The sequence below is a fragment of the Nocardiopsis salina YIM 90010 genome (assembly GCF_000341025.1).
GTDB classification, from domain to species: domain Bacteria; phylum Actinomycetota; class Actinomycetes; order Streptosporangiales; family Streptosporangiaceae; genus Nocardiopsis; species Nocardiopsis salina.
The window spans coordinates 1-14,641 of record NZ_ANBF01000145.1; the positions used below are offsets into that span (position 1 = coordinate 1).

The window sequence follows — 14,641 nt, forward strand, 5'->3', positions numbered from 1 at the left end:
CCCGGAACCGGAACCCACCCCGCAGCCGGAGCAGGACCGGCCCACCGAACCGGGCACCGAGCAGCCAGAGGGTGACGACGGCACCGACGGTGGTACCGGGAGCGGAAGCGACGGGGACGGCGACGGCAGCCGGCCCACGCCGGACCCGGGCGACCAGGAGACCGACCCGCCCGTCGAGGAGGAGCCCGGCGACGAACCCGGCGGATCGGTACCGCCGCCGCGCGAGCCCGGCGACGAGCAGGACCCGGAGCTGCAGAGCGACTGACACCCGGACGGGCCCGTCCCGTCGGACCACGGGGCACACCGGCGCCGCCGTGCACACCGAGTGCGCGGCGGCGCCGGCGCGTTCCCGGCCCCTGTCCCGAGCGCGCGGGCGCCCGAGCCGCAGAGCCGGACCGGACTCAGCCCAGGACCCGGTCCAGGTAGGCGTTGGCGAACCGCCGCTCCGGGTCCACCCGGTCGCGTACTGCCCCCGCAGCACCGAGCTGCGGGCAGACCTTCTCCAGGTCCGTGTGCGTGCGGGTGTGAAGCTTGCCCCAGTGCGGGCGCCCGCCCACCGACACCAGCACCGACTCCAGGTCCGCGAAGCACTCCTCGTACGGAGCTCCTTGGTACATGTGCACCGCGATGTAGGCGGTCTCGCGCTGGTAGGCGGTCGACAGCCATACGTCGTCGGCCGGGGCGAAACGCACCTCCACCGGGAAACTCAGCCGGTATCCGCGCCGTTCCACGACCGAGCGGATCTCCCGCAACACCTCCGCGGTGTGCTCGGCGGGGACCGCGTACTCCATCTCCACGAACCGCACGTCGCGCACCGAGGCGAACACCCGGTGGGAGGCGTCGGTGTAGGAACGCGCCGACAGCGCCCGCGAGCTGACGTGGTTGACCGCGGGGACCAGGGCCGGGAAACGGCGGCACACCCGGTTGACACCCTCGAAAACGCGGTTGGAGAGCAGATCGTCGTCCAGCCAGGCCTTGAACGCCGACAGCGGCCGGGCCGGACCGTCGGTGACGTTGTTGCGCTTGGTGTTGGTGTTACCGGTGTGGGGGAACCAGAAGAACTCGAAGTGGTCGTTGCTCGACCGCATCTCCGGGAGGCGTTCCAGGACCTCCTCCAACGGCATCGGCTCCTCGCGCGCGTGCAGTAGGAAGGCCGGGCGCACCGCGAAGGTCAGCGCCGTGACCACCCCGAAGGCGCCCAACCCGACCCTTGCCGCGTTGAAGAGATCCGGGTCCTCCTCGGCCGAGCACTGCACCACCGACCCGTCAGCCGTCACCATCTCCAGTCCCACGACCTGCGAGGCCAGCCCGCCTGCGTCGCGACCGGTGCCGTGGGTCCCGGTCTGCACCGCACCCGCGACCGTCTGCACCGCGATGTCGCCCATGTTGGCCAGCGCGAGCCCGTGCCGCGCCAGCTCCTCGTTGAAGTCGCACAGCGCCATGCCGGCGTCCACCGTCGCCGTGCCCGCCTCGTGGTCCACCGAGCGCAACCGGGCCAGTGACGTGGGAGAGAGAAGCACGCCGTCGGTGACGGCCACGTCCGTGAACGAGTGGCCGGACCCGACCATCCGCACGCGCAACCCGTCCTCGGCAGCCGCGGCCACCTGTGCGGCGACCTCAGCGGTGTCGTTGGGGGAGGCGGTGCGCCGCGGGTGCGCACGGTGGGTGCCGGACCAGGTCTGCCAAAGCACATCAGTCATGCGACCGGACATTACCGACCGGTCACCCCCGCCGCCAGGGGCCCGCGCCCCGGGACGAGGCGCCCGTCAGGGGAGAGTCCAAGAACACAAGTGCGCTGACCACGGGTCGGAGCGAGCAGGTGCAGCTGAGCTGGTTTCATGAAAAGCATGAGGCCTTACGACGCGTTTTTGCTCATCTCCTTCGGTGGCCCGGAGGGCGAGGACGAGGTCATCCCGTTCCTGGAGAACGTCACGCGCGGACGCAACATCCCCAGGGAGCGGCTCGCGGAGGTCGGGGAACACTACTTCCTCTTCGGAGGGGTCAGCCCGATCAACCAGCAGTGCCGGGACCTGCTCGCCGCCGTCACCGCCGACTTCGAGTCGGCAGGCATCGACCTGCCCGTCTACTGGGGCAACCGGTTCTGGACCCCGATGCTCATCGACACCCTGGAACAGATGAAGAAGGACGGGGTACGCCGCGTGCTCGCGGTGCCCACCTCCGCCTACTGCAACTGGTCCAGCCGCACCGCCTACCTCGAGGACATCGACCGGGCCCGCGCAGCCCTGGGGGAGGGCGCCCCGGAGATCGACCTGGTACGACCCTTCTACGACCACCCCGGCTTCGTCGACCCGCTGGCGGAGTACACCCGGGACGCCCTCGACCGCCTTCCCGCCGACCAGCGCGAGGGCGTGCGCCTGCTCTTCTCCGCGCACTCCATCCCAACGGAGATGGCCGAGCGCAGCGGGCCTCCCGGCGGGACCTACGGTCCCGCCGGCGCCTACGGGGACCAGCTCCATGAGGTCGCACGCCTGGTCGTGGACCGTCTGGACCGTGAGTACCCCTTCGAGGTCGTCTACCAGAGCCGCAGCGGACCGCCCAGCCAGCCCTGGCTCGAGCCCGACGTCAACGACCGCATGGAGGAACTGGCCGGCGAGGGCGTTCCCGCCGTCGTGGTCGTCCCGCACGGATTCGTCTCCGACCACATGGAGGTCAAGTTCGACCTCGACGTCGAGGCCCGCGAGACCGCCGAGAAGCTCGGCATCGGCTACCAGCGCGCCCTCAGCCCCGGCACCCATCCCGCGTTCGTCTCGATGATCACCGACCTGGTGCGCGAGTACACGGGCCGTGCCGAGCAGCAGCGCCTGGGTGAGCTGCCGCCGTGTGCGATGGGGCAGTGCAGCTGCTGAACCGTCAGGGCCGGTCCCGCGGGGCCGGCCCCTCCCGGCTCCCTGCCAGGCCCGCACGCACCTGTGGGAAGGTGGTTCCAGGCCCCGTACGGGCGTGACGCGCAGCAGATCGCGTGTTCGCCGCACGGGGCACACAGCACCGCCCGCATCCCCTGAGCGGTGTTCGTCCACACCGAGTCACAGGAGATACGCGTCTTGGTCCGTTCCTGGTACGAACTGCCGGAATACGTTCAGCTCCGCCGCGTCAACGGCCTCCACCTGTCACCGGACGGGACCCGTCTGGTCGCCCCGGTCAGTGGCGCATCCCCCGACGGCAAGAGCTTCCGCAGCGCCCTGTGGGAGATCGACACCGCACCCGGGTCCGAGGGCGGGCGCGCCCCGCGCCGCCTCACACGCTCCGCCGAGGGCGAGAGCAACGCCGGGTTCCTCCCCGACGGCTCCGTGCTCTTCGGCGCGGGCCGTCCCGATCCCGACACCGGCCCCGACGACAAACCGGAGCCCGCCCTGTGGGTGCTGCCCGCCGACGGCGGTGAGGCCCGCCGCGTGGCCGCCCGGCCCGGCGGCATTTCCTCCTTCACCGTCGCCCGCGACGCAGGCACGGTGGCCTTCACCGCCGACACCCATCCCGATTCCTCCGACGCCGAGGGCGAGCAGGAGGCCCGCAAGGAACGCCGCGAGGCCGGGGTCACCGCGATCCTGCACGAGTCCCTGCCGCTCCGCTCCTGGGACCACGACCTCGGGCCGCAGTACCCCCGATTCTTCACCGCAGCTCCGCCCGAGGACGAGGACTCCGGGCTCGGCGAGCACCGCGACCTCACACCCGACGCGGGCAAGGACCTGATCGGCGCCTCGGGCGGTCTGACCCCCGACGGCTCGACGCTGATCACCACCTGGCGCGTGCCCGTGGGCGGCGGCGCGGTGCGCACCCAGCTGGTGCGGGTGGACACCGCCACGGGCGAACGCACCACCCTGATCTCCTCCGACCACCACGACTACGGATCGCCCCTGGTCTCCCCGGACGGCCGCAAGGTCCTGTGTGCGCGCGACCACGACGGCGACTACGACGGCGAACCCCGGGCCGCATGGCTGTGCGTGGTCGACATCGGTACCGGCGAGGAGCGGATCCTGGCCGCCGAGTCGGAACTGTGGCCGCGCGACCTGGCCTGGGCCCCCGACTCCGCCTCGGTCTTCACCGTTGCCGACGAGCAGGGCCGCAGGCCCGTGTTCCGCGTCGACCTGGACACCGGAGCCCTGACCCGCCTGACCGGGGACCACGGTGCCTACAGCGCGCTGAACCCCTCCCCGGACGGGCGCCACGTCTTCGCCCTGCGCGACGCCTGGGACGCCCCGCCCGCGCCCGTGCGCCTGGATGCCGCGGCCGAGGACGGTGAGCCCGTCTACTTGCGCACCCCCGGCTCGGAGCTCACGATGCCGGGCACGCTCACCGAGATCGAGACGGCCGCCGACGACGGAACCACGATCCGTTCCTGGCTCGTGCTGCCCGAGGAGGCCTCGGCAGATTCGCCCGCCCCGCTCATGCTGTGGGTGCACGGAGGCCCCTACATGAGCTTCAACGGCTGGAGCTGGCGCTGGAACCCCTGGCTCCTGGCCGCCCGCGGCTGGGCCGTTCTGCTGCCCGACCCCGGCCTGTCCACCGGCTACGGCCAGCAGATGCTGCGCCGCGCCTGGGGGAAGTGGGGACCGCGTGTGCACGCCGACGTCATGGCCATCACCGACGCCGCCGAGGCGCGCGGGGACATCGATGCCCGTCACACCGCGATGATGGGCGGCTCCTTCGGCGGGTACATGGCCAACTGGATCGCCGGCCACACCGACCGCTTCTCCGCGATCGTCTCCCACGCCTCCCTGTGGCACCTGGGGGCCTTCATCGGGACCACCGACCACCCGCCCGTGTGGGAACACGAGTTCGGCACGCCGCTGGAGCGCCCCGAGCGCTACGAACTCAACTCCCCGCACCTGAGCGCCGACCGCATCAACACCCCCATGCTCGTCATCCACGGCGACAAGGACTACCGGGTGCCGATCGGCGAGGGCCTGCGCCTGTGGCGCGACCTGATGCTCCACAGCGTGGAGGCCAAGTTCCTCTACTTCCCGGACGAGAACCACTGGATCCTCACCCCGGGCAACGCACGGGTCTGGTACGAGACCATCTTCGCCTTCCTGGACCACCACGTGTTCGGCAAGGAGTGGGTCCGTCCCGACCACCTCTAGCCTGTGCCCTTGGGCCTCGCTCTGCTTCGGCCGGGTTCATCCGTGCCCCACACGGCAGAATCTTCGCCCACCCGTCACCCGCCACCGCCCTCAACGGACGCCTGGCGGCGCGGTAGTCCCCTTTGGCGGCCCCTCGTTCTCGGGGCCGCCTTCGGGGGCTGCAGAGTTCTGCCGGGGCGCTCAGAACCGACCCCGCAGGGGCCGAGGCAACTTTCGAAGAGAAGCTTGCAAACCGAGCAACCAGCCACAGCGGGGGAGAACCGACGTGACCACGACGAAGCCGGCACCCGACCCGGACGACCTGCGCGCACTCGCCGTGCGGGTGGCCACCGAGGCGGGTGAACTGGCCGCACAGGGCCAGGAGGGAATCACCGTCCTGGACACCAAGTCCAGCCCGACCGACGTCGTCACCAAGATGGACCGGGCCACCGAGGAGCTCATCCGCTCCCGGCTGTTGGCCGAACGCCCCGGCGACGCCTTCCTCGGCGAGGAGGAGGGCGGCGACGAGGCCGGCACCGCACCGGTCCGCTGGATCGTCGACCCGATCGACGGCACCGTCAACTACCTCTACGGCGGCCCCGACTGGGGCGTGGCCATCGCCGCCGAGGTCGACGGGCAGATCGTGGCCGCGGCCGTGGCCCAGCCCGGGCGCCGCCGACTGTACGAGGCGGTCCTGGGCGGGGGAGCGTTCCTGGACGGGGAGCGGCTGGCCGCCCCCGCGGCGGTGCCGCTGGACCGGGCCCTGGTGGCCACGGGATTCGGTTACCTGCCCGAACGGCGCCGGCGGCAGGCCCAGGTCCTGCTGGAGGTCGTGCCCAGGGTCCGCGACATACGCCGTACCGGTTCGGCCGCTGTGGACCTGTGCGGGCTCGCCTCGGGGCAGGCCGACGCGTACTACGAGCGCGGCCTGAACCCGTGGGACTGGGCCGCGCCGGGGCTGGTGGCCTCCGAGGCCGGTCTGCGTGTGGCCGGGGCCCGCGGGGGGCCGCCCGCCGAGGACCTGGTGGTGGCCGCGCGGCCGGAGCTCTTCGAGGAGCTCGAGCCCCTGCTCATGGAGCTGGGCGCCGACCGCGACGACTGAGCGCGCCCGACGAGGAGCTCTGAGAGGACCGCTGAGCGTACGAAAGGGGCGGGGACCTGCTTCGGTCCCCGCCCCTTCCGCTGTTGCGGGGGCGTCCCGGTCACGTGGATCCGGGCGGCCCCCAGAGCTCTTCGACGCCCGATCAGGCGCGGGCGTCGACGCCGTTGCGGGCCGCGAGGCGGTACAGGTCCTCGAGCTCCGACGCGTGCGTGTCGGCGAGGAAGTCGTCACCGGCGGCCTGAGCCGACTGGAGCGACCGGTAGGTCTCGTTGATACGGACCTTGATCTCCGCGAGGAACTCGCCCATTGCACCTCTTCCAGGGGTAGGCACCGGGGCATGGCGACGCCCGGTGCGGATCCGTCAGGCACACGCCCTGTGCGTGTGTCGATCGAAGTAGTCACGACCCTGTGACATGCGTGCCCGTCGCGGTCCGGCGCTCGGCCGGTTTCCACGCGTGCGCTAACTATCTCTACCTCACTGTGACGAGGGTCAAACCACCGGGTCCGGGGGAGATGTATCCGTGGCCGGATGTGGCCTCTGTGGCTGGTGTTGGCTGTGGTGAAACTCCAGTTCAGGCGGGGGTTCTCCAGGGATGTGGGAGGGGTTCGCCGGGGTAGGGCGGCACCGAGTGGGCAGGTGTCCCATGACACATTGAATGCCGTAGGTCCTGCGCTTACTTGTTTCTTATTCTCGATGTGTCAGATTCGAGATGTGCGGGGTTGAGCCGTCGCCGGCGGTTGGGGGATTCGCCGGCGACGGCCCCCGCGCACCAAGGGGAGTGAGACTCCCGGCCCAGCGCCCGGGCGAACGGAACCGGGCCGAGGCGGTTCGCCAGAACCGCGAAGACGGGTTTACCGTCTTCGTACCTCGGCCGCGGGACCCCCGAAGGCGCGGCTGGGACCGAGAACGCCGCTGCCGGTGTGTTGGGGGATGCGCCGGCAGCGGCCCCTTTTTGTTCGCTGTCGAGGCTGTAGAAGGTCCAACGTGCGCGTACTCGTGGTCGAAGACGAACAGGTTCTGGCCGACGCGGTCGCGGTCGGTCTGCGCCGCGAGTCCATGGCCGTGGACGTGGTCTACGACGGCGACACCGCCCTCGAGCATCTGTGGGTCAACGACTACGACGTGGTCGTGCTCGACCGGGACCTCCCGGGTGTGCACGGCGACGAGGTCGCCCGCACCCTGGCCAAGGACGGCTACCCAGGCCGCATCCTCATGCTCACCGCCTCCGACGGGGTCGAGGACAAGGTCGAGGGGCTCAGCCTGGGCGCCGACGACTACCTCGCCAAGCCCTTCGCCTTCGCCGAACTCATCGCGCGGGTGCACGCTCTGGCCCGGCGCGCGACCCCGCCGCTGCCGCCCGTCCTGGAACGCCACGGCATCGCGCTCGACCCGGCCAACCACACCGTGCACCGCGACGGAGCCGAGGTCTCCCTCACCCCGAAGGAGTTCGCGGTGCTGCAGGTGCTCATGCGCGCGCAGGGCACCGTGGTCAGCGCCGAGGGGCTGTTGGAGAAGGCCTGGGACGAGAACGCCGACCCCTTCACCAACGTCGTTCGGGTCACGGTCATGACCCTGCGCAAGAAGCTCGGTGAACCCGCCGTGATCCACACCGTCCCCGGCGCGGGATACCGGCTGTGAGACCGGAGCGGGCCGAACCGGGGCAGGTCGAACCCACCCGCCCCGGGGACACCGGTACCTGGCGCAGGCTCAACGAACCCGCGTCGGCGGGGGAGGAGGGCGAGCAGCGCACCAAGCCCGGCCCCATGGACCGCGTGCACCGCATCACCGACAACCTCAGCCTGCGCGCCCGGCTCACCCTCATCTACGGGATGCTGTTCTTCGCCGCGGGCTCGGTCCTGGTCCTGGTCAACTACCTCATCGTGGCGCTGCTGCTCAACGCCCTCCTGGTCGAGGACAGCGCCGCCGAGCTGCTCGCACACAGCGACCTCATCGAAGAGGTCCTCAACCACGTCACCCGCTTCTCCCTGTTGGCCCTGTTCCTGGTGGGCCTGCTCGCAGTCGGTCTGGGCTACGCCGTGGCCGGGCGTGCGCTGTCACCGCTGCAGAAGATCACGCGCATCGCCAGACGCCTGTCCGAACGCTCCCTGCACGAACGAATCGCGCTGTCCGGGCCCGACGACGAGATCCGTGAGCTCGCCGACACCTTCGACGGCATGCTCGAACGCCTGGACCGGGCCTTCGACGGGCAGCGCCGGTTCGTCGCCAACGCCTCGCACGAACTGCGGACACCGCTGGCGATCAACCGCACGCTGCTCGAAGTGGCCCTCAGCGCCCCCGACGTGTCCGCGGACCTCAAGAGCGTCGGTCAGACCCTCATGGAGACCAACGCGCGCCACGAGCGCCTCATCGACGGGCTCCTGCTCCTGGCCAGGAGCGACCGCGAACTCGAGGTGCACGCCCGCGTCGACCTGGGAGAGGTTGCAGAGACCGTGCTGAGCCAGCTCGACGACGAGATCGGGTCCTCCGACGTCACGCTGCGCAGTGACCTGCGCACCGCTGCGGTGGTCGGCGACCCCGTGCTCCTGGAGCGCCTCGTGGGCAACCTCGCGGAGAACGCCCTCAAGTACAACGTCGAGGGCGGCGAGATCACCATCCGCAGCGGCCTGTACGAGGGCATGCCCGCGGTGCAGGTGGAGAACTCCGGCAAGGTGATCCCCGCCTACGAGATCGAGGGCCTCTTCGAGCCCTTCCGCCGAGGCACGGGCGACCGCGTCGGGTCCGGGCGCAGCGCCGGCCTGGGGCTGTCCATCGTGCGCTCGGTCGTGCGCGCCCACGAGGGAGCTGTCACCGCCTGGCCCCGGGCCGGCGGCGGACTGGTCGTGACCGTGTGCCTTCCCGCGCCCCCGGCGGACCCGACCGACCGGCGTTGACGCCCGTGGCCGTCTTCGCACGGCATCGCAACAGGGCTGTTACCGGGGCAGGAGCCGGGCTGCGGGAGTTCCCGCTTCGTGGTATCTATACGTGTCCGACGACACGCGTACCCGTGTCACGAGCGTGGACCACGGGTGGGTATGCTTCCCCGGGCGTGGACAGGGAGGGAATCCCTCCTGACGTGGGCATGTCTTGGTTTTTGTCCATACCGGGGGCGGCGTCACGCGGTTCTTCCGACCGTGGGCGGAATCGGACTTTCCAGGTCTACGGGACGCCCGGCCTTGGGTAGTACTCAATCGACCGGTCGCGGGCACGACCACCTCACGTGGCCGCCTCCGGCCACAGGACCGTGGTCGCGCCGCTGACCTGTGGACGGTGACCCGGGAGGGGGCACGGTCCGCCGGCATCGGAAGAACTCATCGGACGAACCGGGCACAAACCAAGGTCTCTCAAGCGTTACACCCGCGCAACGAGGCACTGAACGAGGGGGATGGAGTAAGCAGAGATGGCCACCGACTACGACAGCCCGCGCAAGACTGACGAGGACATCAACGAGGACAGCCTCCAGGAGCTGCAGGCTCGCCGTGGGGACAAGGGCACCGGCACCGTCGACGTCGACCCGGACGAGGTCGCCGAGGGGATGGAGCTGCCCGGCGCGGACCTGTCCGGTGAGGAGCTCGCCGTGCGCGTGCTCCCCCGCCAGGCCGACGAGTTCACCTGCTCGCGCTGCTTCCTGGTGCACCACCGCAGCCAGCTCGCCGAACAGCGCAAGGGTGGGCTCATCTGCAAGGAGTGCGTCTGAAACGGACGTGAACGGGCCGTCTCAGGGGTCGACACCCACGGGGCGCGCATGTGAAGACGGGTCCGACCTGTCATCCCTCCCTACAGGCAGAGCCACGGGGCGGCCCTCACGTCCACGGGCGAGGGTGGTGGACGGCCGACCGCACGACCCCCGTGCGGTGAGCCGTCCACCACCACGCCTGGTCCCCTGCCGGGACACCGCTACGAGGAGAGTTCGGCCCTGGGCGAACCGCTGATCCCCTTGCGGGCGGCGCGGACGGCCAGCACCCGGGCCACCTCGACCCCTACACCGGCCACGACGGCCCAGCTGAGCGCGTGCCCCAGGCTGACCTCGGGCGACTCCAGGTCCGTGGGCGGCTCCTCACCCGTCGCACGGGTCCACGCGAAGGTCAGCGCCTTGCGCGTGGCGAACTCCGCCGCGAAACCGGCCGCGAAACCGATGAGCGCCGGAGCGATCTCACCGCCGTCCTTCTTAGCCATCAGAATCGTCCACCGTTTCCTTTTTCCTACACGATGGTGCGCGGGCCGGCCGCGCACCGTCTGCGTAACGAATCCTGCCACGGGGGGCGGCCCCGGCGCAGCGGCGGAACACCGGGGACGGAGCGGCGTCCTTTCACCGGCCGGGCCTCGCGAAGCCGGTCGAGTGCCCGCCGAACAGGGCCTAATATTGGCGCATGACCAACCGCTCTCATTCCTTCCGCATGCCCGACAAGCCTTCGCTGGACGGTATCGAGGCGAAGTGGGTCGACGTATGGGATGAGTCCGGCGTCTACCACTTCGACCGCACCGCCGGCCGCGAGGACGTCTTCTCCATCGACACCCCTCCGCCCACGGTCTCGGGGTCGCTGCACATCGGTCACGTGTTCTCCTACACCCACACCGACACCGTGGCGCGCTTCCAGCGCATGAACGGCAAGGCCGTCTTCTATCCCATGGGCTGGGACGACAACGGACTGCCGACCGAGCGTCGCGTCCAGAACTACTACGGCGTGCGCTGCGACCCGTCGATCCCCTACGACCCGGACTTCCAGCCCCCGGCCAAGCCCGACCGCAAGCGGCAGATCCCGATCTCGCGCCGCAACTTCATCGAGCTCTGCGACATCCTCACCGCCGAGGACGAGAAGGTCTTCGAGTCCATCTGGCGCCGCCTCGGGCTGAGCGTGGACTGGCGGCACACCTACGCCACCATCGACGACACCTCCCGCGCCGCCGCCCAGCGTGCGTTCCTGCGCAACCTGGCGCGGGGCGAGGCCTACATGGCCGAGGCACCCACGCTGTGGGACGTCACCTTCCGCACCGCCGTCGCCCAGGCAGAGCTCGAGGACCGCGAGCGTCCCAGCGCATACCACAAGGTCGCCTTCCACAAGGCCGACGGCAGCCCGGTGCACATCGAGACGACCCGCCCCGAGCTGCTCCCGGCGTGTGTGGCCCTGGTCGCCCACCCGGACGACGAGCGCTACCAGGACCTCTTCGGCAGCACCGTGACCACGCCGGTCTTCGGGGTCGAGGTCCCGGTGAAGGCCCACCGTCTGGCCGACCCCGAGAAGGGGTCCGGCATCGCGATGATCTGCACCTTCGGTGACACCACCGACGTCACCTGGTGGCGCGAGCTCCAGCTCGGGACCCGTCCCATCATCGGCTGGGACGGCCGCATCATGGCCGAAGCGCCGAAGGGGCTGCGCGAGGGCGCCGCCCGCGAGGCCTACGACAAGCTCGTCGGGGCCACGGTGCACACCGCCCGCGAGCGCATGGTCGAGATGCTCGGCGAGAGCGGCGACCTCGTCGGCGAGCCCACGCCCGTCACGCACCCGGTCAAGTTCTACGAGAAGGGCGACAAGCCCCTCGAGATCGTCACCACCCGCCAGTGGTACATCAGCAACGGCGGCCGTGACGAGGACCTGCGCGATGAGCTACTCGAGCGCGGACGCGAGCTCGTCTGGTACCCCGACCACATGCGCCAGCGTTACGAGAACTGGGTCGAGGGCCTCAACAGCGACTGGCTCATCAGCCGCCAGCGTTTCTTCGGCGTGCCCTTCCCCGTCTGGTATCCGCTCGACGGCGACGGCAACCCGCGTTACGAGCAGCCGCTGGTTCCGGCCGAGGACCAGCTCCCGGTCGACCCGAGCTCGCAGGCCCCGGAGGGCCACACCGAGGACCAGCGCGGTCTCCCGGGCGGCTTCACCGGCGACCCCGACGTCATGGACACTTGGGCGACCTCCTCTCTCTCGCCGCAGATCGCCTCCGGCTGGGAACGCGACCAGGACCTGTTCGAGCGGGTCTTCCCGATGGACTTCCGCCCGCAGGGCCAGGACATCATCCGCACGTGGCTGTTCTCCACGGTCGTGCGCGCCCACCTGGAGAACGGTTCGCTGCCCTGGTCCTCCACCGGTATCTCCGGCTGGATCCTGGACCCGGACCGCAAGAAGATGTCCAAGTCCAAGGGCAACGTCGTCACGCCCATCGCGATGCTGGAGAAGTACAGCTCCGACGCGGTGCGCTACTGGGCCGCGAACGGCCGCCTGGGCACCGACACCGCGCTGGACGAGGGCCAGATGAAGGTCGGGCGCCGCCTGTCCATCAAGATCCTCAACGCCAGCAAGTTCGTCATGTCCGTCGCGGGCGAGGGCGCCGGTTCCGACCCGGCCCAGGTCACCGAGCCCCTGGACCGCGCGATGCTCGCAGCCCTGGCCGAGGTCGTCGAGGAGGCCACCACAGCCTTCACCGGCTTCGACCACACCCGGGCTCTGGAACGCACCGAGCGCTTCTTCTGGGACTTCTGCGACGACTACCTGGAGCTGGTCAAGGCGCGCGCCTACGACACCGAGTCGCCCGAGGGCGCCTCGGCCCGAGCGGCGCTGCTCATCGCCCTGGGCGCGTTGCACCGCCTCTTCGCCCCGTTCCTGCCCTTCGTGACCGAGGAGGTCTGGAGTTGGTGGCAGGACGGTTCGGTGCACGGCCAGGCCTGGCCCTCCGCAGACGAGCACCGCACCGTGGCCGCTGACGGCGACCCGGCCGTGCTCGCCGTCACCGCCGAGGTGCTGCGCGACGTTCGCCGTGCCAAATCCGAGGCCAAGCTGTCGATGCGCGCCGAGGTCGAACGTGTGCGCGTGGCCGGCGACCGGGTCGAGGCCGTGCGTTCGGCCGTGGGGGACCTGTCCGCCGCGGGCCGCGCCGCCGCCGTCGACCTCGAGCCGGTCGAGGGCAAGGAGCTCACCGTCGAGGTGACTCTGCCCGAGCCCGAGAAGCAGCAGTAACGGTCCCCGGGGGCCGGGTCGGCCGAGGCCGACCCGGCCCCTCGCTCGTCCCGGCCCGCTGTGCCGGGAACGATAGGCTCGGCGAATGTGAGTACCACATCCATGGAAGAGGGTCGGATCCCGATCACGGTCCACCGGATCGACCCCGGCCTCCCCCTCCCCGAGTACGCCCACGACGGTGACGCCGGCGCCGACCTGCGCACGACCGTGGACGCCGTCCTCGAACCGGGGGAGCGGACCACCCTGCCCACCGGTCTGGCCATCGCGTTGCCCCGGGGGTACGCGGCCTTCGTCCACCCGCGCTCCGGCCTGGCCGCGCGCCACGGCGTCACGATCGTCAACGCGCCCGGCACCGTCGACGCCGGTTACCGGGGAGAGATCCGCGTGACTCTGCTCAACACCGACGCGCACGCCCCTGTCAAGTTCGAACGGGGGGACCGGATCGCCCAGCTGGTGGTCCAGCGCGTGGAGCGGGCCGAGTTCGTCGAGGCCGATGCCCTGCCCGACACCGAGCGGGGCGCAGGCGGTTTCGGATCGACCGGGGGACACACCGCACAGAGCTGACGGTTCCCCCAGGCCCGGCCGGCGGCCCGCCGATGCAGGGGCCAACCCCGGTGACCAGCCGGGTCCGACCTGAGAGCTGGAGAGGTGAGGGCGTGTTCGGACGCCGTAAGAAGAAGGACCAGGAGACCGACAGAGGGGCAGCACCGGCACCCGAGTCGGCCCCAGTGAAGAAGGAGGGTGCGGCGGGAGCCGTCTCCTTCGACAACGAGATCACACCCGAGGCGCCCAGGGCCCAGCCGGCCAAGGACGTCGACCGCTACCGTGCGACCGGCCCCTGGGACGAGAGCGAGGACGCCCCCGAGGCCAACCGCATGGACCTGGGGAGCATGAAGGTGCCCATGGAACAGGGCACCGACATCCAGGTCAACGTCGCCCAGGACAAGCAGGGCAAGCAGCGCGTCATCGGCATCACCCTGGTGCGGGGCCGCACCTCGCTCCAGGTGCAGCCCTTCGCCGCGCCCAAGTCCTCCGGGTTGTGGGACGAGATGCGCGAGGAACTGCGCGGGCAGGTCACCCAGCAGGGCGGACGCGTGGAGGACCACGAGGGCCCCTTCGGCGCGGAGCTGCGCGCCCTGGTGCCGGTCAAGGGCCGCACCAACGAAGAGGGCAAGCAGATGGGCCAGCGTGTGCGCTTCATCGGTGTGGACGGCCCGCGCTGGGTACTGCGCGGGGTCGTGCGCGGTGAGGGTGCCTCCAAGCCCGAGATGATGGCCGAGGCCGAGCGCATGTTCGCCGGCATCGTCGTGGTGCGCGGCGATCAGCCCGCGCCGCCCAGCGAGATGCTGCCCATCGTCGTGCCCAAGGAGATCCAGGACAAGATGGCCGATGCCGCCAAGCAGCGTGCGGCGCAGCAGGGCAACGCGGGCCGTTCCCCGAACGGTTCGCCCGAGTCCGGGTCGGCCGGAGAGCAGCCCTCCGACAACTGACGGGGCCGGGTCCTGTCGGGGGA

At 70.8% G+C, this 14,641-nt stretch carries 12 protein-coding genes and 1 pseudogene; 10 read left to right on the forward strand and 3 right to left on the reverse strand.

Annotation, left to right across the window (positions count from 1 at the left end):
- Positions 1-265 (forward strand): annotated as a pseudogene (locus D474_RS32310) (hypothetical protein); the annotation flags it as partial.
- Positions 266-401: 136 nt separating this feature from the next.
- On the opposite strand, the gene D474_RS0115930 reads toward D474_RS32310, so the two are convergent.
- Entirely contained in the window at positions 402-1,700 is a 1,299-nt protein-coding gene (locus D474_RS0115930; protein ID WP_026118533.1) for a D-arabinono-1,4-lactone oxidase, read from the reverse strand.
- 147 nt (positions 1,701-1,847) lie between these two features.
- Between D474_RS0115930 and D474_RS0115935 the strand changes: the two genes are divergently transcribed.
- The 3 genes from D474_RS0115935 to D474_RS0115945 all read left to right on the forward strand — a co-directional run bounded on the left by D474_RS0115935 (position 1,848) and on the right by D474_RS0115945 (position 6,180).
- Positions 1,848-2,867 carry a ferrochelatase gene (locus D474_RS0115935; RefSeq protein ID WP_040703722.1) on the forward strand — a complete coding sequence of 340 codons (1,020 nt, stop codon included), beginning with the start codon at positions 1,848-1,850 and terminating at the stop codon, positions 2,865-2,867.
- A gap of 195 nt (positions 2,868-3,062) precedes the next feature.
- Entirely contained in the window at positions 3,063-5,099 is a 2,037-nt protein-coding gene (locus D474_RS0115940) for a S9 family peptidase (RefSeq protein WP_026118534.1), read from the forward strand.
- A 265-nt stretch (positions 5,100-5,364) separates the two neighbouring features.
- Entirely contained in the window at positions 5,365-6,180 is an 816-nt protein-coding gene (locus tag D474_RS0115945; protein ID WP_017614544.1) for an inositol monophosphatase family protein, read from the forward strand.
- A gap of 142 nt (positions 6,181-6,322) precedes the next feature.
- Here the strand turns inward: D474_RS0115945 and D474_RS32745 are convergent, their stop codons facing one another.
- Positions 6,323-6,487, reverse strand: a complete 165-nt coding sequence (locus tag D474_RS32745; protein WP_017614545.1) for a hypothetical protein — start codon at positions 6,485-6,487, stop codon at positions 6,323-6,325.
- A 678-nt stretch (positions 6,488-7,165) separates the two neighbouring features.
- On the opposite strand from D474_RS32745, the gene D474_RS0115955 reads away from it, so the two are divergent.
- From D474_RS0115955 to D474_RS0115965, 3 genes are all read left to right on the forward strand, one after another.
- Positions 7,166-7,819, forward strand: coding sequence for a response regulator transcription factor (locus tag D474_RS0115955; protein WP_026118535.1), 654 nt, complete (start codon positions 7,166-7,168; stop codon positions 7,817-7,819).
- Positions 7,816-9,072, forward strand: a complete 1,257-nt coding sequence (locus D474_RS0115960) for a sensor histidine kinase (RefSeq protein WP_017614547.1) — start codon at positions 7,816-7,818, stop codon at positions 9,070-9,072. The genes D474_RS0115955 and D474_RS0115960 overlap by 4 nt, the downstream gene beginning before the upstream one ends.
- A gap of 506 nt (positions 9,073-9,578) precedes the next feature.
- Positions 9,579-9,875 carry a DUF4193 domain-containing protein gene (locus D474_RS0115965; protein ID WP_017614548.1) on the forward strand — a complete coding sequence of 99 codons (297 nt, stop codon included), beginning with the start codon at positions 9,579-9,581 and terminating at the stop codon, positions 9,873-9,875.
- A gap of 200 nt (positions 9,876-10,075) precedes the next feature.
- Here the strand turns inward: D474_RS0115965 and D474_RS0115970 are convergent, their stop codons facing one another.
- Entirely contained in the window at positions 10,076-10,354 is a 279-nt protein-coding gene (locus D474_RS0115970; RefSeq protein ID WP_017614549.1) for a DUF4235 domain-containing protein, read from the reverse strand.
- A gap of 194 nt (positions 10,355-10,548) precedes the next feature.
- Here D474_RS0115970 and valS point away from each other — a divergent pair, with 194 nt between their 5' ends.
- From valS to D474_RS0115985, 3 genes are all read left to right on the forward strand, one after another.
- Positions 10,549-13,128, forward strand: coding sequence for a valine--tRNA ligase (gene valS, locus D474_RS0115975; protein WP_017614550.1), 2,580 nt, complete (start codon positions 10,549-10,551; stop codon positions 13,126-13,128).
- Between the two features lie 102 nt (positions 13,129-13,230).
- Complete coding sequence (dut, locus tag D474_RS0115980) at positions 13,231-13,692, forward strand: dUTP diphosphatase (RefSeq protein ID WP_017614551.1); 462 nt, start codon at positions 13,231-13,233, stop codon at positions 13,690-13,692.
- A gap of 92 nt (positions 13,693-13,784) precedes the next feature.
- Entirely contained in the window at positions 13,785-14,618 is an 834-nt protein-coding gene (locus D474_RS0115985; protein ID WP_017614552.1) for a DUF3710 domain-containing protein, read from the forward strand.
- Positions 14,619-14,641: the final 23 nt, after the last annotated feature.

Bases quoted from the DNA above. Each gene is read 5' to 3' on its own strand.
- D474_RS0115930 (WP_026118533.1), bottom strand. From the start codon at position 1,700: ATGACTGATGTGCTTTGGCAGACCTGGTCCGGCACCCACCGTGCGCAC.
- D474_RS0115935 (WP_040703722.1), top strand. From the start codon at position 1,848: ATGAGGCCTTACGACGCGTTTTTGCTCATCTCCTTCGGTGGCCCGGAG.
- D474_RS32745 (WP_017614545.1), bottom strand. From the start codon at position 6,487: ATGGGCGAGTTCCTCGCGGAGATCAAGGTCCGTATCAACGAGACCTAC.
- D474_RS0115965 (WP_017614548.1), top strand. From the start codon at position 9,579: ATGGCCACCGACTACGACAGCCCGCGCAAGACTGACGAGGACATCAAC.
- D474_RS0115970 (WP_017614549.1), bottom strand. From the start codon at position 10,354: ATGGCTAAGAAGGACGGCGGTGAGATCGCTCCGGCGCTCATCGGTTTC.
- valS (WP_017614550.1), top strand. From the start codon at position 10,549: ATGACCAACCGCTCTCATTCCTTCCGCATGCCCGACAAGCCTTCGCTG.
- dut (WP_017614551.1), top strand. From the start codon at position 13,231: ATGGAAGAGGGTCGGATCCCGATCACGGTCCACCGGATCGACCCCGGC.